The 17,820-nt window shown below is 70.3% G+C and carries 16 protein-coding genes; 11 read left to right on the top strand and 5 right to left on the bottom strand.

The window, feature by feature from the left end:
• Positions 1–127 precede the first annotated feature (127 nt).
• From ACFQU3_RS14215 to ACFQU3_RS14185, 7 genes are all read left to right on the top strand, one after another.
• A complete protein-coding gene (locus ACFQU3_RS14215) occupies positions 128–2,692 on the top strand; it encodes a GH32 C-terminal domain-containing protein (protein ID WP_385910828.1) in 2,565 nt (854 codons plus the stop codon).
• Between the two features lie 227 nt (positions 2,693–2,919).
• A complete protein-coding gene (locus tag ACFQU3_RS14210) occupies positions 2,920–5,730 on the top strand; it encodes an ATP-binding protein (protein ID WP_385910826.1) in 2,811 nt (936 codons plus the stop codon).
• An 8-nt stretch (positions 5,731–5,738) separates the two neighbouring features.
• Positions 5,739–6,104, top strand: coding sequence for a response regulator (locus ACFQU3_RS14205; RefSeq protein ID WP_385910824.1), 366 nt, complete (start codon positions 5,739–5,741; stop codon positions 6,102–6,104).
• On the top strand, positions 6,101–6,499 hold the full coding sequence (locus ACFQU3_RS14200; RefSeq protein WP_385910822.1) for an Hpt domain-containing protein: 399 nt from the start codon (positions 6,101–6,103) through the stop codon (positions 6,497–6,499). The genes ACFQU3_RS14205 and ACFQU3_RS14200 overlap by 4 nt, the downstream gene beginning before the upstream one ends.
• A gap of 283 nt (positions 6,500–6,782) precedes the next feature.
• A complete protein-coding gene (locus ACFQU3_RS14195; protein WP_385910820.1) occupies positions 6,783–7,664 on the top strand; it encodes a C39 family peptidase in 882 nt (293 codons plus the stop codon).
• A gap of 58 nt (positions 7,665–7,722) precedes the next feature.
• Positions 7,723–8,565 carry a C39 family peptidase gene (locus ACFQU3_RS14190; protein WP_385910818.1) on the top strand — a complete coding sequence of 281 codons (843 nt, stop codon included), beginning with the start codon at positions 7,723–7,725 and terminating at the stop codon, positions 8,563–8,565.
• A gap of 175 nt (positions 8,566–8,740) precedes the next feature.
• The gene (locus tag ACFQU3_RS14185) at positions 8,741–9,781 is read left to right on the top strand and encodes a DUF5937 family protein (protein WP_385910816.1); all 1,041 of its coding nucleotides are present in this window, start codon (positions 8,741–8,743) and stop codon (positions 9,779–9,781) included.
• Here the strand turns inward: ACFQU3_RS14185 and ACFQU3_RS14180 are convergent.
• Positions 9,724–10,158: a VOC family protein gene (locus ACFQU3_RS14180; protein ID WP_385910814.1), complete on the bottom strand. Its 435-nt coding sequence runs from the start codon at positions 10,156–10,158 to the stop codon at positions 9,724–9,726. The two genes, ACFQU3_RS14185 and ACFQU3_RS14180, sit on opposite strands and share 58 nt — an antisense overlap.
• Positions 10,159–10,270: 112 nt before the next feature.
• Here ACFQU3_RS14180 and ACFQU3_RS14175 point away from each other — a divergent pair, with 112 nt between their 5' ends.
• Positions 10,271–11,218: a helix-turn-helix transcriptional regulator gene (locus tag ACFQU3_RS14175; protein ID WP_385910812.1), complete on the top strand. Its 948-nt coding sequence runs from the start codon at positions 10,271–10,273 to the stop codon at positions 11,216–11,218.
• A 114-nt stretch (positions 11,219–11,332) separates the two neighbouring features.
• Positions 11,333–12,169: a helix-turn-helix transcriptional regulator gene (locus tag ACFQU3_RS14170; protein WP_385910810.1), complete on the top strand. Its 837-nt coding sequence runs from the start codon at positions 11,333–11,335 to the stop codon at positions 12,167–12,169.
• Between the two features lie 39 nt (positions 12,170–12,208).
• On the opposite strand, the gene ACFQU3_RS14165 is transcribed toward ACFQU3_RS14170, so the two are convergent.
• A complete protein-coding gene (locus tag ACFQU3_RS14165) occupies positions 12,209–13,813 on the bottom strand; it encodes a helicase HerA-like domain-containing protein (protein WP_385910808.1) in 1,605 nt (534 codons plus the stop codon).
• Positions 13,814–13,840: 27 nt separating this feature from the next.
• Here ACFQU3_RS14165 and ACFQU3_RS14160 point away from each other — a divergent pair, with 27 nt between their 5' ends.
• Positions 13,841–14,137: a type II toxin-antitoxin system VapB family antitoxin gene (locus tag ACFQU3_RS14160; protein ID WP_188031141.1), complete on the top strand. Its 297-nt coding sequence runs from the start codon at positions 13,841–13,843 to the stop codon at positions 14,135–14,137.
• A 45-nt stretch (positions 14,138–14,182) separates the two neighbouring features.
• Positions 14,183–14,719 (top strand): LytR C-terminal domain-containing protein, encoded by a 537-nt coding sequence (locus tag ACFQU3_RS14155; RefSeq protein WP_385910805.1) that lies wholly within the window; start codon positions 14,183–14,185, stop codon positions 14,717–14,719.
• An 81-nt stretch (positions 14,720–14,800) separates the two neighbouring features.
• On the opposite strand, the gene ACFQU3_RS14150 is transcribed toward ACFQU3_RS14155, so the two are convergent.
• The 3 genes from ACFQU3_RS14150 to ACFQU3_RS14140 form a co-directional block, all read right to left on the bottom strand.
• A complete protein-coding gene (locus tag ACFQU3_RS14150; protein ID WP_385910803.1) occupies positions 14,801–15,859 on the bottom strand; it encodes an ABC transporter substrate-binding protein in 1,059 nt (352 codons plus the stop codon).
• 110 nt (positions 15,860–15,969) lie between these two features.
• The gene (locus ACFQU3_RS14145) at positions 15,970–16,872 is read right to left on the bottom strand and encodes an ABC transporter permease (RefSeq protein ID WP_385910801.1); all 903 of its coding nucleotides are present in this window, start codon (positions 16,870–16,872) and stop codon (positions 15,970–15,972) included.
• Positions 16,869–17,678, bottom strand: coding sequence for an ABC transporter ATP-binding protein (locus ACFQU3_RS14140; protein ID WP_385910799.1), 810 nt, complete (start codon positions 17,676–17,678; stop codon positions 16,869–16,871). Before ACFQU3_RS14140 ends, ACFQU3_RS14145 begins: the two co-directional genes overlap by 4 nt.
• Between the last annotated feature and the right edge of the window lie 142 nt (positions 17,679–17,820).

Raw genomic sequence — 17,820 nt, 5'->3', positions numbered from 1 at the left:
GCCCGCTGTCTCGCGAACAGAGGGGCGCGCACACGCAGTTCCCATCGTCGTGTGGCGATGCCGCACGCCCAAAGGCCCACCTCGACCGCAACGCCGAATCCATCACCAGCACAAGGAAAGTGATCGTGTGAACCCCCTCCCACAACACCGCACCAGAAGCCACCGCAGAACTGCTGCCACGGCAGCCGCCACGGCCGTACTGGCCGCGATCGCCACCGTAGCCACTGGTCCAGCGGCATCGACGGCCGAACCGACGCCGTACACCGAGCAGTACCGGCCCCAGTTCCACTACAGCCCCGCGAAGAACTGGATGAACGACCCCAACGGGCTGGTGTTCTACCAGGGCGAGTACCACCTCTTCTACCAGCACAACCCGTCGGGCAACCAGTGGGGCAACATGTCCTGGGGCCACGCCGTGAGCCCCGACCTGGTGCACTGGACAGAGCTGCCGGTCGCGATCCCCCAGGACGACCAGGAGATGATCTTCTCCGGCAGCGCGGTCATCGACACCAACAACACCAGCGGGTTCGGCAGCAAGGACAACCCGGCAATGGTGGCGGTGTACACCCGCCTGGACAAGGCCACCGGCGTCCAGTCCCAGGCACTGGCCTACAGCACCGATCGCGGCCGCACGTTCACGAAGTACGCCGACAACCCGGTCATCGACATCGGGTCACGCGACTTCCGCGACCCGAAGGTGTTCTGGTACGAGCCGGGCCACGAGTGGATCATGAGCGTCGCCCTGAGCGCCGAGCGCAAGGTGGCCTTCTACCGGTCGAGCGACCTGAAGTCGTGGGAGCACCTCAGCGACTTCGGTCCGGCCGGCGCGACCGGTGGCGTCTGGGAGTGCCCGGACCTGTTCCCGCTCGCGGTGGACGGCGACAAGAAGAAGACCAGGTGGGTCCTGCTCGTCAACATCAACCCCGGCGGCATCGCCGGCGGTTCGGCCAACCAGTACTTCACCGGCACCTTCGACGGCAAGCGCTTCGTCTCCGACGACAAGCCGTACGTCGCCCCGACCGGCCGCGACGTCGGCAGCTTCGACGACGGCACGTACGGCGGCTGGGCGCCCGACGGCACCGCCTTCGGCACGGCACCCGCGACCGGCAACCTGCCCGGCCAGGGCGGCGTCTCCGACTGGGTCGGCGCCGGACTGGCCAACAGCTTCAACGACTTCGACGCGGGCACCGGCACGCTGACCTCGCCCGAGTTCACCCTCGACGCCGGCTACCTCAACTTCAAGGTCGGCGGTGGCAAGCACCCCTATGTGCCGGGATCCACGGTCGACCCGGCACCCCCGGCCGGCGACGTCTTCGCCGACTTCGAGGGAACCACCTACGGCACCGGGTGGGAGGCCACCGGTGACTTCGCCGGCACCGGCCCGTACCCGGGCACCATCGGAGACCAGCAGCAGGTCACCGGTTACCTCGGCGAGAAGCTGGTCAACACCTTCATCGACCACGACAGCTCGCAGGGCACCATCACGTCGCCGGCGTTCACCATCGCCAAGAACCACATCAACCTGCTCGTGGGCGGCGGCAACCACCCGTGGACCACGAGCGAGCCGACGTCCGTCGACCTCGTCGTCGACGGCAAGGTCGTCAGGTCCGCCACCGGCGCCAACAGCGAGGCCCTGAACTGGACGAGCTGGGACGTCTCGGCGTACGCCGGCAAGCAGGCGACGATCCAGATCGTCGACAAGAACTCCGGTGGTTGGGGGCACATCAACGTCGACCACATCATGTTCTCCGACGAGGCCGCGGCGCCTCGAGCCGTCGACACCTCTGTGCGCCTGGTCGTCGACGGCCAGGTCGTCAGGACCGCCACGGGCTCGGACAGCGAGACGCTCGACTGGAACGGCTGGGACGTGCGCGGCCTTCAGGGCAAGAGCGCCCGGATCGTCTTGGCAGACAACAACACCGGGGGCTGGGGCCACATCCTCGCCGACCAGTTCAGCCTGTCGGACACGCCGGCGCGGTCCAGCGTCCAGCGGGCGCACTGGGTCGACTACGGGAAGGACAACTACGCCGGTGTCACGTTCAACAACGCTCCCGCCGGCCGACGCGTGATGATCGGCTGGATGAACAACTGGGAGTACGCCGGCTCCATCCCCACCGACCCGTGGCGCAGTGCGATGACCGTGCCGCGCGAGCTTGGCCTGCGCAGCAGCGGTGCGGGCGTGCACCTGGTGCAGCAGCCCGTCGCGGAGCTCCAGGGCCTGCGTCAGACCGCAACGCTCAGCGCCAAGGACCTGCCCGTGCCGACCGGCTCCAGGGCGCTCCCGGCCAGGGGCACGGCATACGAGCTGACGGCGACGTTCGCCCCCGGGACCGCCAGCGAGTTCGGTGTGAAGGTGCGCACCGGCAACGGCCAGGAGACCCGGATCGGCTACGACCGGTCAGCCGGTGAGGTGTTCGTCGACCGGACCACGTCGGGCGACGTCGGCTTCAGCACCGACTTCCCCGGGGTGCAGCGGGCTCCGATGCCCGTTGGCCCCAAGGGCGAGGTGACCCTGCGCGTGCTGGTCGACTGGTCCTCGGTCGAGGTCTTCGGCCAGGACGGCTCGGTCGCCGTCACCGACCAGATCTTCCCCGACCCCGGCAGTGACGGCATCCAGGCCTTCGCCGGTGGCGGCAGCGCGGTTCTCAGGTCGGTGAAGGTGACGCCGCTGCGCTCGTCATGGGCTGACTAGCACACCCTGTGCCATCAGCGATGGAGCGTCGGATCCCCGGTCCGGCGCTCCATCGTCGCGCCACCTCCATGGCGTGTACCAGCGAAACGTCCGGTCAGGGCGCGCGATCCGTGCGAATATCGATTCGACACAGTTTGCGGCTTTTGTGACCAGACGCGGGGTGCATCTCTCGAGTGCGACGATCTGAGTGGAGGCTCTTCAGAGCAGCGGCGATCGGTTGCGCCGTTGTGGCGCTCGCGCTGGCCGGCTTCGTGATCAGCGGCATCGGTGGCCCGACGGCGACGCGGGCGACCACCGACGGCGCGTTCGTGGTCTTCTCCGCCTTGGCGGCGTCGGCCTGTTTCCGTGCTGCCCGGCACCGAAGACCGGGTAAGCGGCTGCCCTGGTGGTTGTTGGGTGGTGCGGCGAGCTGCTACGCCCTCGGCAACACGATCTGGTTCTACTACCAGGTGCTGGTGCCCGACCAGCAGACCTATCCCGGACCCGCGGACATCTTCTTTGTGGCCGTCGTGCCGTTCGCCGTTGCCGCGATGCTCACCCTGCCCAGCCGCGACCTCTCCGCGGCGGCACGGGCCCGAGCCATCGCCGACGGCCTGATCATCGGTGCGGCGCTGCTGTTCATCAGCTGGATGGTGCTCGTCGGACCGCTGTTCGAACAGCTTGGGGAGACGAGCTGGCTGTATCTCGCCGTCTACGTGTACTACCCGCTGACCGACATCGTCATCATCTCGATCGCCGGCGGGCTGGCCATCCGCGCTGCGGGGCGTGAGCGTGTTCCGATCCTGTTGGTCGCGGTGGGTTTCGTGTCGATCGCCTGTGCCGACACGGGAATCGGCTACCTCGCGCTCCAAGGCAAGGAGGCCGCGGGGAGCGGGTTCGACCTCGGCTGGACCGTCGGCTACATGCTCCTCGGCCTCGCCGCCCTGGCCCCTCGAGGCGAGGGCGACGTCTCGGACGACCGCGTCGACCCGCGAGCGCCCGCCCGGGAGCTGCTGCCCTACCTTCCGGTGGGGGTGATGCTGGCGGTCGTCGCGAGCTCCCCATCGCTGCTCTCCGACGACGTCCTCGTCCGTCTCCTCGTAGCGGTCGTGGCCCTGCTGGCGTTCCGGCACCTGCTCACGCTGGCGGACAACATCCGGCTCACCGGCGGGCTCGAGGACCTCGTGCGCCAGCGGACCCACGCGCTGGAGCAGCTCACCCACCGCCACAGCTCCATCCTGGACGGGGCCGGTGAGGGCATCGTCGGTCTCGACGAGCGGGGACGGCTGACGTTCGCCAACCCGGCGGCCGCCGCCTTGCTCGGGCGCTCTTCCGACGAGCTCACCGGCCGCTCGTTCCATGACGTCACGCAGCCACGCAACGGCTCCGGCGAGCCCGTACCACCGCTCCTCGACCCCGTCGCCCTGGCGCTGCTGGATGGGCGGGTCCGCTCCGTGGCGGACGGGACCTACCAGCGGGCGGACGGCACGGACTTCTCCGTCGAGCTCACCGTCGCCCCCATCCGCAGCGCCGGAGAGGTCACCGGCGCGGTGTTGATGTTCCGTGACGTGACCGAGCGCCGCGAGGTCGACCGGATGAAGGACGAGTTCGTGTCGGTGGTCAGCCACGAGCTGCGCACCCCGCTCACGTCGCTGCGTGGCGCGCTGGGCCTGCTGGAGGGCGGCTTGCTGCAGGACGTAGCGCCCAGGGCCCAGCGGATGGTGCAGATCGCCGTCGAGTCCACCGATCGCCTGATCCGGCTCATCAACGACATCCTCGACGTCGAGCGCCTCGCGGCCGGCAAGCTCGCGTTGCATCGACAGGCATGGTCGGCCGCAGACCTCGTGGCCCGCGCCGTGGGGGAGATGACCGGCCTGGCCTCCCAGGCGCGGGTGCGTCTGGAGGTCGGCGACGCCCAAGGGACGGTCGACGCCGACGCCGACCGGATCGTCCAGACCCTCACCAACCTGCTGTCCAACGCCGTGAAGTTCTCCCCGGCAGAGGGCACGGTCCGGGTGAGCGCGGTCGAGCAGGGCAACGAGGTGCTCGTCACCGTCAGCGACGAGGGAGACGGCATCCCGCCCGAGCACCTGGAGGCCGTCTTCGGACGGTTCGCCCAGGTGGACGCCTCCGACACCCGTGAGAAGGAGGGCTCGGGGCTCGGCCTGGCCATCTGCCGCGGCATCGTCGAGCAGCATGGTGGTCGGATCTGGGCCGAGAGCGAGCCGGGCGCGGGGGCGACCTTCTGCTTCACCCTCCCGATGGTCGACGCCTCCGCGGCCCTCGAGACGCCACCGGAGGGCGACGAGGCTGCGCGCCCCGTGCTCGTCTGCGAGGACGACCCGGCCACCCGAGCGGTCATCACCGAGCTGCTGCGCTCGCACGGGTACCGCGTCGTGGGTGCTGGCTCCGCCGAGGAGGCGATGACGCTGGCCTTCCAGCAGACCCCTGCCGCCGTGCTCATGGACCTGACTCTTCCGGGCCAGGACGGCTGGACCGCCATCGCCGCCCTTCGTGCCGATCCGCGAACGCGTGACGTGCCCGTCGTGATCATCAGCGGCACGGAACCCGGCCCCCCGCCGGAGGGCGTGGCGGCCTGGCTGACCAAACCTCTCGACGTCGCCTGGCTGCTGGCCGAGCTCAACGTCGCGATCGCCGACGGCGGCGGGAGGCCGTGCGTCCTGATCGTCGAGGACGACCCGGCGCTCACCGGCGTGATGGTGTCGCTCTTCGCCGAGCACGGCGTGACAGCGGTGCCGGCCCACACGGCCCGGGATGCGCGGCGGCTGAGCCACGACTCGGCACCGGACCTGTTGCTGCTGGACCTGCTGCTCCCCGACGGCGACGGGTTCGACCTGGTCGACTGGCTGAGGGCGGACCCGAGGCTCTGCCGTGTCCCGCTCGTGGTCTACAGCGCCTTGGACCTCGACGAGCAGGACAAGCAGCGGCTCCGGCTCGGGCCCACCGAGTTCTACACCAAGACGAGGACGAACCCTGCGGAGGTGGAGCGACAGGTGCTGAAACTTCTCGACACCGTCGTCACCGGAGCTGCGAAGTGAGCCGCCGCGTGCTGATCGTCGACGACGACGACGCCATCCGCGAGGTCGTCCAGGCCAGCCTCGAGATGGTTGCGGGTTGGACGGTCGCGGCCGCCTCGAGCGGTGTCGAAGCGTTGGAGCTGGCCACGGCAGATCCGCCGGATGCCATCATCCTCGACGTGATGATGCCCACGATGGACGGGCCCACGACGTTCGCGAGGCTGCAGGCCGATGACCGGACGCGCCACGTGCCGGTCGTCCTGCTCACGGCCAAGGTGCAGCCGGCCGAGCGGCGGCGATGGGAGGCGCTCGGCGTTGCCGGCGTCCTCGCCAAGCCGTTCAACCCGTTCGGACTGTCCGTGCAGGTCGCCGACATCCTCGGGTGGGACGCGTGACCTCGTCCGGCCCTTCGTCCGGTCCCCGTTCCGACGACGGGGTCGCCTCCGACGGGGCGTCGAGCGCCCGGGAACGGCTGCAGGCCATCTATGACCGGGCCCGGGCGTCCTTCACCGAGAACCTCGAGACCATCGAGACCGCCGTGAGCCGGCTGACGGCAGGTGCCCTCGACGAGACGGGGCGAGACGCTGCGGAGCGCGCGGCACACCGGCTCGCCGGAGCGGCGGGAACGGTCGGTCTGCCCGACGCCACCGCACCAGCCCGACAGCTCGAGCATGCGTTCGCCGAGCACCCGGGTCCCGACCGGGCCGAGGTGCTGCAGGAGCACGCCTCCCGCCTTCGCCGCATCCTCTCCGCCGGCAGCGCTCCCTCGGTCGACGAGGACGAGCTCTAGCCGGATCGCACGAGCCTGCGCCACCGGGCCGGCCCAAGGTGCGGCCCCACCCTGTCCGTCGAGTGGGCACTTTGCACCCGGTGCAAAGTGCCCACTCGACTGGGAGGGCGGCACCCCGAGCGTGCGAATGCCGCCGCGCCGGCCCGGCCGTCACCGACGTCGCCGCGCCGGTCGGGCGGTCACGGACGCCGTGGATCAAGGGATCGGCTTCATGGTTTGAGAGTGCGTGCACTCAGGCAGTGAACTTCGGCGGACACCCCGTCCGACCGCGCCGAGGAGCCTGATGCACCACCTGCCACCAACCCCCGTGACTCGTCACGGCATCCGCGTACGTCACCGTCTCACGGCAAGGGCCACCTCGGGGGCCGTGGTCGTCGCGGCCCTCGTGGCCGCGCTCGTCACCGTCCTGCTCGGCCCAGCACCCGCGCAAGCCGCCCAGCCGACGCAGGGCCGCGACACGGCATACGGGCTGAGCGCCCCTGCGACGTCAGGTCCCTCGTCACCTGCGGCCCAGCGTTGGATGAGCCCGATCCCGAAGGCTCCCTATGCAGGACCCACCGAACGCTCGGGTGTGGTCGCCGGCACGAACACCTCGCGGGCCCCGCGCGCCAGCACCCCGGAGGGCCTGAACGCAGTCGTCACAACCGCGGGTGAGCACTACCTGCCGACGCCGTACACGGCTCAGCCCAACGGCTACACGTGCGGCCCCACCTCGGTCCACATGGCGCTCGCGCTGCACAACGCCTCCCCGGGCATCTGGGCGCTCGCGCGCGAGCTCGGGACCACGACAGAGGGCACCGGCCCGACGCCCATCGTGACGCAGGCGCTCCGGAACCACACGGGCGCGCCGTACGAGACGGCGACGATCCCCTGGAACGGAGGCGCCATCGACCCGGCGGACACGCGACGCCTCTGGGACAACGTCGTCGAGGACGTCGACGGAGGCTACGCGATCGTCGCCTACGTCTACGCCCCGGCTCACGAGTACCCCTACCACGACGTCGCGTACCCCCTCGAGCACTACTTCGTCGTCGACGGCTACGACACGAGCTACGGGACCGTGCGCATCTCCGACCCGGCCAACTTCAGCGGGCGGTCACGGTTCTGGATCACCGTCGACCAGCTCGTGTACCTCATCGCCGGGACGCCGGGCTACGCCTGGTGACCCGGGGCAGCCCCGCTGCCGGCATCCCCACCACCACGTCATCAACGAGGAGACCACCATGCGACGACGTCTGTTCACGACCATGACCGCCGCGGCGATCGCCGGGCTCACGGTGGCCGGCATCCCGTCGGCTTCCGCGACTACCCACGACCTTGCCGCGCAGCACCGCGCCACCCAGCAGCAGGCCGTACCGCAGTACGCCACCACGCCGTATGCCGGCCAACGCCCAGCCGTCCAGGCCGACGGGAGCCGCCCGACGTCCACGACGGACAAGGCAGCACCGCGGCACCGGATCACCGCGATCCCCGATGCGGAGTACCGCGCGAGGCACCGGGGCGCCAAGACGCTCTCGGGGCCGAGCAGCACCACGTCGCTGCGCGCCGGCGAGTGGGTCCTGCCGACCCGGTACACCGGCCAACCCACCTCCTACACGTGCGGGCCGACGGCGACGCACATGGCGCTCGCGCTGCGCAACGCCTCGCCCGGTGTCTGGGCGCTCGCGTCGGAGCAGGGCACGAGCCCCGACTACGGGACGTCGGCCAGCGCCGTTCTCTCCTCGCTCCGGCGGCACTCAGGAGCACCCTACGAAGCCGCGTACCTCTACGGCGAGGGCGGCAACGCCTGGGAGAACAACCTCGTCTTCAACCGGGTCGCCGAGGACGTGGACGGTGGCTTCGCCGTCGTGGCCAACGTCTGGGCGCCGGCGGGCGCGTACCCGTACGGCCACAACACCTCGTTCGTCAAGCACTTCTTCGTCGTGGACGGCTACGACACGAACTACGGCACGGTGCGGATCTCTGACCCCGGCGCGTACTACCTGGGCACCCCGGCCCAGTACTGGATCACGAAGGCAGACCTCGCGTACCTCGTCAGCGGCACCCCGGGTGGCTACATGTGGTGACGTGACGGCGAGCGGTCCGTACGTCACGGCCGCCCACGGAGCGCACGCGACCCGCCATGGTTGCTGCGCTCCGTGGGCGGACGCGTGCCCGCTCGCCGAGCGCACGGGCCCGGCTCGTGCGAGTCTGCTCGTGAGTCTGCTCGTCAGACGGTGTCGATCCTGTGAGGGGACGGGGATGCTGACCTACGAGATCGTGCCCGAAGACCTACCTCGGATGCGCTTCGGGGTATCGCCGCTGACCGAGATGTGCCTGTCACTTCGAGCGCTGCGGGCCCCGACGGCCTACCGCCATCCGCTCGCCCGCGCGCACGCCGCCCTGCCCGGCGCCGGCACCGGGCACGTCGACGTCCTGACAGCCCTCGTCACCGACGACTTCACGACGCCCGACTTCCTGACCCCGAGGCCTGAGTCGCCCCAGCCGCGGATCCACGACGAGCTCTCCGGCGTCGTCCGGCTGCCCGCTGCCTCGGTGATGCACGTGCTCGACACGATGTGGGACAGCCACCCGCCACAGGTGCTGCGCGGCCCGTCGTGGTCGGTCCGCTCGCGGCTCGTCGAGGCGCTCGAGCGGTACTGGACGCACTCCTTCGCGCGGTTCTGGGCGGAGTACCGGTCCGTCCTCGCGGCGGACATCCGCTTCCGTGCCACGCAGGTGGTCGACCACGGGCTCGTGGCGGCACTCGCGACGCTCGCTCCGCATGTCCGTCTCGAGGGCGACCGGTTGCACGCCGTGAGCCGGGCGGGGCCGTCGTACCACGCGGCCCTCGCGGGCCGGGACCTCGTGTTCGTGCCCTCCTTCTTCACGCTCGGCGCGTCGTACCCCACCGACCCGACGAGCGCTCCGATGGTCATCTACCCCGCTCGCGGGCAGGGACTCTCCCCGACCGCGTCGGCCGCGGCCGGCGCCCATGTGCTCACACTGCTCGGGGCTGCTCGGGCCCGGCTGCTCGGCCTGCTCGAGACGCCCACCACCACCGCCGAGCTGGCGGCGTCGCTGGGCAAGACGTCGTCGGCCGTGAACCAGCAGCTGCACGCACTGCATGCGTGCGGTCTCGTGGAGGCCGGCCGGTCGGGAAAGTGCGTGCTGTACCGGCGCACCGAGCTCGGTGACCTGCTCGTGGGGCAGGTGAGGGCTGCGGGCTCGCCTGCCCCCGGCGTTCAGGCCGAGCGTGCCGCGAGCGCGCCGGCGAGCGCGTCGGCGAGCACGTCGAGGTAGTGCTGGTTGACCATGACGCCGAGGAGGTTGCCGAACGGGTCGACGACGGAGGCCGTGACGTAGCCGGGCCCGCGCTCGATGACGCCCTCGTGCGAGGTGGCACCGAGCGCGACCAGGCGGTCGTGCGCAGCGGCGACGTCGTCGACGTGCCAGTACGTGACGGGGCCGTGCGCGCCCGGGGTCCGGTCACCCGCGAAGCGGGCGTCGACGATGCCGAGCTCGTGCTGGTAGTCGCCGATGCGGAACTCGACGTATGCCGTGTGGCCGCCCACCTCGCGGACGAAGTAGGGCGCGGTCCCGAGCACCTCGGTGTACCACTCGACGGCAGCGGCGACGTCGTCGGCGAAGAAGGTGACGGTGGTGAGGCCTCGCAGCATGGCTGGTGGTCCTTTCGTGGTGGGCGGTCCCGCCCTGGTTCCTGCTGACATCTCCCATGCTTCCGGGAAAAGTGATCATCTTCTGATCACTTTGTTCGGCACAATCGAGAACATGCGCGCCGACCGCCTCGTCTCCGCCCTGCTCCTGCTCCAGCTTCGCGGCAGGATGACCGCTGCCGAGCTCGCGGAGGAGCTCGAGGTCTCCGTCGTGACGGCCCGCCGCGACCTCGAGGCGCTCTCCGCGGCGGGCATCCCCGTCTACCCACAGGCCGGCCGCGGCGGGGGATGGGCCCTCGTCGGCGGGGCACGCACCGACCTCACCGGCCTGTCCGGTCCCGAGGCGCAGGCGCTCTTCACGCTCGTCGGTCCGGCGGCGGCCGTCTCACCCGAGGCGAAGGCGGCTCTGCGAAAGCTCGTCCGAGCCCTGCCCCACACCTTCCGCGACCGGGCCGAGGCGGCAGCGAGCTCGACGGTCATCGACCCGACCCGCTGGGGCGACCGGGTGCGCACGCGGCCCGTGCTGGTCGACCGGCTCCAGTCGGCCGTCGTGGCGGGGCGTCGGGTGCGGCTGACCTACGCGAGGCGGGGTGAGGCCCCGACCGAGCGGCTCGTCGACCCGTGGGGGCTCGTCGACAAGGACGAGCTCTGGTACCTCGTCGCCGGCACCGACCGCGGCCGGCGCACCTTCCGGGTCGACCGCGTGGTCGCCGCCGAGGTGACGGCCGAGCCGGCCGAGCGGCCCGCCGACTTCTCCCTCGACGCGGCGTGGCGAGAGATCGTCGGCGAGATGGAGCAGCGGCGGTCGGCGACGTGGGCCACGGTCGTCATCGAGACCCGCTTCGTACCGGTGCTGAACGACCACTTCGGCCGTCATCTCGAGGTCCTGGACGAGCGCCCCGACGGCCGCTCCCGGGTCCGCGTCGGAGCCCCGACCGCGCGGGACATCGCGCGCACGCTCGCCGGCTGGGGTGCCCTCGTCGAGGCGCTCGACCCGCCGGAGGTCCGCGGTGAGCTCGCCCGGATCGCGGCCGAGCTGGCACGGACGTATGCCGGGTCGTGACGGGCGGCTGCCTCCCGTCACGTCCCGCCGCGCCCCACGTCACGTCCGGCGGCCGTGGGACGTGCAGCACGGCATACGGCGACCGGCGGGCCGGCCACTGGCAGGATGTGCGCCATGACGACGGACGTGCCGCTCAGCGTGCGAACCCCCTCACCCCTGGGCGAGTTCCTGCGCGCCCGGCGCAAGGAGCTCGCGCCCGAGGAGGTCGGCATCAGACGTGCCAAGGGCCGCCGTCGCGTCGGCCTGAGCCGCACCGAGGTGGCCGAGCTGGCGAACATCTCCGTCGCGTACTACGACATCATCGAGCGGGGGCGTGACCTGCGTCCGAGCCAGAGTGTCATCGACGGCCTGGCGCGAGCGCTCAAGCTCAACGCCGACGGCCGCGCCCACCTGCACGCCCTCGCGACCGGGACGACGCCGCGGCGGACCACCGAGCCGGAGCTGCTGAGCGAGGAGCTCGAGGAGCTGCTCGACTCGATCGACCCCAACGCGGCCTACGTCGTCGGTGCCCGGTGGGACGTCCTGGGCGCCAACCACACGGCGTGCCAGCTCTTCACCGACTGGGAGAGCAAGCGGAGCAAGCGCGAGCGCAACCTGCTGTGGTTCTACTGCTGCGACCCAGCGGCCCGCAGCCTCTTCGTCGACTGGGAGCAGGAGGCCGCCGACCAGCTCGCGCTCTTCCGTGAGGCGTACGCCCGGCATCCGGACGACCCGTCGTTCAAGCGCCTCCTCGACGAGATCTTCAAGTCAAACCCCGACACCGTCGAGTGGTGGGAGCGACACGACAGCGACCCGACTCGTGGGCGCACCAAGCGGATTCGCCTCGACACCGGCCACGTCATCAAGCTCCGGCAGCTCGTGCTCCAGGTCCTCGACGAGCCCGACATCCGCGTCATCAGCTACTTCGCCGACGCCGACGGCGACCTCGACGACGTGGAGCTCGACGCGTAGGCACCGCGACGGGTCGGTGGCGACCGTGGGCGGCGACTGTCAGCGGCGACGTGTGCCGAAGATGCTCCGGGTGATCTCGCGCCCGATGACCGTGCCGGCCGACCGGAGCATCGACCTGAACGCCGAGCTGCCGGTGACCTGCTCGATCAGGCTCGGCTCCTCCTTGGGCGCGGGCTGCTGCTTCGGTGCGGGGGCGGCGGGTGCGGACCGGGGGGCCGGGGTGGCGCGCTGCTCGGGAGCCGGCGCGGCCTGGAGCCGCTTGGCGAGCAGCTCGTAGGCGGACTCGCGGTCGACGACGTCGGCGTACTTCGTCCTCAGCGCCGAGCCGCCGGTGACGGCATCCATCGTCGCGGGCGATGACGGGTCCATGAGGGAGTTCGGTGCCTTCATCCGCGTCCACGCGACCGGCGTCGGGACGCCCCGGTCGGACAGCACGGTGACGACGGCCTCGCCGATGCCGAGGCTCGTCAGGAGCTTCTCCATGTCGTAGGCCGTGTGCGGATAGGTCGCGATGGCCTGCTTGAGCGCCTTGGCGTCGTCGGGTGTGAAGGCCCGCAGGGCGTGCTGGACGCGGTTGCCGAGCTGTGCGAGCACACCCGACGGCACGTCCTTGGGCGACTGGGTCACGAAGAAGACGCCGATACCCTTCGAACGGATCAGGCGCACCGTCTGCTCGATCGCGTCGAGGAAGGCCTTGCTCGCGTCGTCGAAGAGCAGGTGTGCCTCGTCGAAGAAGAAGACGAGCTTCGGCTTGTCGACGTCTCCCTCCTCCGGCAGGTCGTGGAACAGGTCGGCGAGCAGCCACATGAGGAACGTCGAGAAGAGCTGCGGCCGGTCCTGCACCTGTGGCAGCTCGAGGCAGGAGATGATCCCCTTGCCGTCGGCCGCAGTGCGCAGCAGGTCGCCCGTCTCGAACTCGGGCTCGCCGAAGAACGCGCCCGCACCCTGGTCCTCGAACGTGATGAGGTTGCGCAGGATGACGCCGGCCGTGGCGCTCGAGAGGCCACCGAGCGACTTGAGGTCCGCCTTGCCCTCGTCGGACGTCAGGTGGCTGATGACGGCGCGCAGGTCCTTGAGGTCGAGCAGCGCGAGGCCGTTCTTGTCGGCGTAGTGGAAGATCAGCCCGAGGCTGCTCTCCTGGGTGTCGTTGAGGCCGAGCACCTTGCTCAGCAGGGTCGGCCCGAAGCCGGTGATCGTCGCTCGGATGGCGATGCCGCTGCCCTTGCCGCCGAGCGTGTAGAACTCCGTCGGGTATGCCGCCGCCGTCCACGGCATACCGACGTCCGTCGCGCGCTCGGTGATCTTGGCGCCGCCCTCGCCGGGCGATGCGAGGCCCGAGAGGTCACCCTTCAGGTCGGCGAGGAACACCGGGACGCCCTGCTCGGAGAGCTGCTCGGCCATGAGCTGGAGCGTCTTGGTCTTGCCGGTGCCGGTCGCACCGGCGACGAGGCCGTGGCGGTTGAGCACGCTGAGCGGGATCTGGACCGGCGCGTCGGGATGGGCCTGCCCGTCCACGACGGCCGCGCCGAGCTTGAGGACGCCGCCGTCGAAGGCGTAACCGGCGCGGATCTCGTCGATCAGGCTCGTCTCCGCCGTGCCCTGGGCCGAGGTCTCAGTCACCCGTCGAACTCTAGTCGGCGCCATGTCACGTTCGATGTCTATGCTGACCCGGTGATTTTCAAGGCCGTCGGCGACTCGCGCCCGTACCCCGACCATGGACTCGAGACGACCAAGGACTGGTCGAACGTGCCACCTCGGGTGGTGCAGCTCGGCGAGCTCATCACGACGAAGAGCACGCTCGACCTGCGGGGGCTGCTCGCCGACGACTCGACGTTCTACGGGGACCTCTTCCCGCACTGCGTCGAGTGGGAGGGCCAGCTCTACCTCGAGGACGGCCTGCACCGTGCGTTACGCGCCGCGCTGCAGCAGAGACCTGTCCTTCACGCCCGAGTCCTCGTACTCTCCTGACACGAGGACGCCCGATCGCGGGGGACGCCGGACGAAGGAGCGTGGATGTCGGAAGTCGTTGACGAGGACGACCGCACCTACCGGGTGCGTCGCCAGCGCCGATCGACGATCGTCATCGCGGTCGTCCTCCTCTCGCTCGCAGGGGCGTTCTACTACGCCTCGACGTACTTCCGCGACACGACGCCGCGACCTGGCCCGTGCACGACCGAGGTGCCGGAGCAGCCACTCCGTCCCGCCGACGTGAGCCTCAACATCTACAACTCGACGGACCGCAGGGGCCTCGCCGCGGCCGTCGCCAGGAGCGCCACCACGCGCGGCTTCAAGGTCAAGGCCATCGGCAACGACCCCAAGGGCGTGACCATCAAGCAGGTGGCGCAGATCCGTTTCGGTCCCGAGGGCGCGGCATCGGCCCGCCTGCTCAAGACGCACGTGCCGCAGGCCGTCTACCTCAACGACAAGCGCAAGGGCGACACCATCGACCTCGTCGTCGGGCAGGCCTGGAAGAGCTTCGGGAAGGTGCCGGTGGTCGCGACGCCCACCCAGACGCTCCGCCAGTGCCCGACCGTCACCATCGAGGGCTGACTCGGCACTCGGGCGCCGACGACCCACCGGGAGGGGACTCACGGCGGGTCGTCGGTGTCTCGGCGCTGCCGGTGCGATGAGTCAGCCGACGGGCGTGGCCGCCTTGACGAACTCGTTCGTGTACGTCTTGGCGAGGTCGATGCTCTTGCCCTGGACCTTCGGGTTGAACTCCCCGAGCACCGCCAGGCACGTCTTCGGGCCGTCCTCCGGCATGAGGCCGGTCGGGTTGAAGATGCCCTTCTCACTGTCGAGCGCCTTGACGTAGGCCGCCTTGCCGACGCCCTTGTAGTACGCGGCGGGCATCGTGTCGGCGATCTGCGCCGCGGTGTGGCCCTGGATCCACGTCAGCGTCGCGACGTAGGCGTTGACGAGCTTCTGCACGGTGGTCTTGTTCTGGTCGACCCAGTCGGTCTGCATGTAGAGCGACGTCGCGGGGTAGGTGCCGCCGAGCGCGGCCTTGGAGCCGGCCGGCGTGCGCATGTCGAGCAGGGTGAACGCGGTGCCATCCGAAAGAGCCTGCGAGACGGTCGGTTCCGTGGTCATGCCGCAGTCGATCGCCTTCTGCTTCATGGCGGCGATGAACGTCTGGCCTGCGCCCACGCCTCGGCGGGTCTCCTGCGACGGGTCGACGCCGTTCTTCTTGCTGAGGTACTGCGTCAGGAAGTCGGTCGACGACCCGGTGTCGGTGATGCCGAGCGAGCGGCCCTTGAAGTCGGCCGGGCTCTTGACCGTGCCCTTGAGGTCGCTGCGGCACAGCTCCACCTCGCCGGGAATCTGCAGCATCGAGATGACGGCCTCAGACGACTTGCCCTGCGCCTGGAGGGCGATGGCGTGGTCGTAGAAGCCGCCCACCCCCTGGACCTGGCCCGCGAGCATGTTCTGCGTCGCGTCGCCTCCCGCGGGCTCGTCCACGAGGTTCACGTTGACGCCGATCTTGTCGTAGTAGCCGAGCTGCTTGGCGAGCATGAACGGCAGGTAGATCTGCTTGCTCAGGCCGCCGACCATGATCGTCACGGTCGGGGCGCTCGCGTCGATGCTGCCGGCGCTCGTCGTGGCGCCGGACGCGTTGTTGGCACAGGCCGCCATGGTCGTCGCGGCGAGGAGCGCAGCGCCTGCGGCGCCGATGCGCTTGGTGTTCATGGGACTCTCCTTTGAGATGGTGCGTGGGAAGGGTGCTCGCGGTTCGGGTGACGCCGTATGCCGGTCGGCGGCGTCGGGTTGGCCCGCTGGGTGGGCCAAGGTCGGTGGTGCTACTCGACGGCGGCACCTCCGTGGGTCTGCGGGGGCCGCCAGCGCAGGAGGCGGCGCTCGAGCCGGCTGATGAAGGCCTCGGCCGTCAGGGCGATGACGGCGACGAGCACCATGCCGGCGAGCACGCCGTTCATGTCGAAGTTGTTCTGCGACGAACGGATGAGCAGCCCGAGCCCCTGGTTGGCGCCGAGGATCTCGCCGACGAGGGCGCCGATGAGGGCGAAGCCGAAGCTGATGTGCAGGCTTGCCAGGATCCAGGTGAACGCGGAGGGCAGCACCACGTCCCGCGTGACCTGCCAACGGGAGGCGCCGAGCAGGCGAGCGTTCGCGATGAGGTTGCGGTCGACCTCGCGGGCGCCCTGGAAGGCGTTGAAGAAGACGCCGAAGAAGACGAGGACGACGGCGAGGATGACCTTGGACTGGATCCCGAAGCCGAAGGCGACGGTGAAGATCGAGCCGAGGATGATGCGCGGGATCGAGTTGGCCGCCTTGAGGAAGGGCGCGAACAGCTCGGACAGGATGCGCACCCGGCCGAGGGCGATGCCACAGACCACGCCGAGGACCGATCCGATCGCGAAGCCGAGCACCGCCTCCTCGAGCGTCACGAGGATCTGGTCACCGAGCGAGCCCTGGCTGGTGCCGACGGTGACCCAGTCGTAGAGGTCGGCCCAGACGCCCCGGGGCTCGCCCCAGAAGAACGGGTCGACGATCTTCGCGTCGACGCACAGCTGCCACGAGACGAGCAGCACGACCACGATCGCGAACCGCATCCCACCCAGGGTGAGGCGGCGGCGCCTCGCGCGGGCCCCGTGCGAGGCGCCGGCGTTCGGTGCCGTGCCGGTGGCGGTGGCCGCTGTCGGGCCTGTCGCCCGCGGCTCGTGGCGGGTCGGTGTGGCGGTCATGACGCCACCTCCGCCAGGCGCGTCGTGCGGGCGTAGGCCTCGGCGACCTCGGCGCGCAGCGCCTCCCAGATCTGCTCGTACAGACGCGTGAAGTGCGCGTCGAAGCGGATCTCCTGGACGACCCGCGGTCGGGGCAGGTCGATCTCGAACTCGGCCTTGACCGTGCCGGGGCCGGCGGTGATGACGACGACCTTGTCGGCGAGCGCGATGGCCTCCTCCAGGTCGTGCGTCACGAAGACCACGGCCGGCTTCGTCTGGTCCCAGAGGTGCAGCAGCTCGGTCGACATGATGGCCCGGGTCTGCACGTCGAGCGCGCTGAACGGCTCGTCCATGAGCAGGATCCGCGGCGTGTTGATGAGCGACTGCGCGAGCGCCACGCGCTTGCGCATGCCGCCCGAGAGCTGGTGCGGGTAGCGGTCCTCGAAGCCGCTGAGGCCGACGCGACGCAGCCAGTCGCGGGCGAGCTTCGAGGCCTCCGAGCGGCCCTCTCCGCGGTAGACGGGTCCGGCCGCGACGTTGTCGAGGACCGACCGCCACGGGAACACGGCATCCTGCTGGAAGACGAAGCCGGTGCCCGTGTCGATACCGCGGACGGGATCGCCGTGGACGAGAGCCTCTCCGCGCGACGGCCGCTCCAGGCCCGAGATGAGGGTGAGCGTCGTGGACTTGCCGCAGCCGGTGGGTCCGACGACGGCGCAGAACTGACCGTCCTCGACGGTCAGCGACAGGTCCTGGATCGCGGTGTAGGTACCGCCGTCCGCCGTGGCGAACTTCTTGGTGACGTTGCGTAGCTCGATGGCCGGCATGTGCCCCGTCCTTTCTCCTCGTTGAGTTGCGACAACGTAGGGCGGGGCCGTGCCCGGCCGGAACGCTTGTGATCGTTCGGTCCGATAGCCGCGATACAGATGGTTTTGTGCAATCTGCTCAGCCATGCTGGTGGCGACCCCG

This window comes from Terrabacter sp. GCM10028922 (genome assembly GCF_042666095.1).
Classification (GTDB): Bacteria; Actinomycetota; Actinomycetes; order Actinomycetales; family Dermatophilaceae; genus Terrabacter.
The sequence above is the reverse complement of the archived record's forward strand: the minus strand, read 5'-3'. Positions and strand labels throughout refer to the sequence as shown.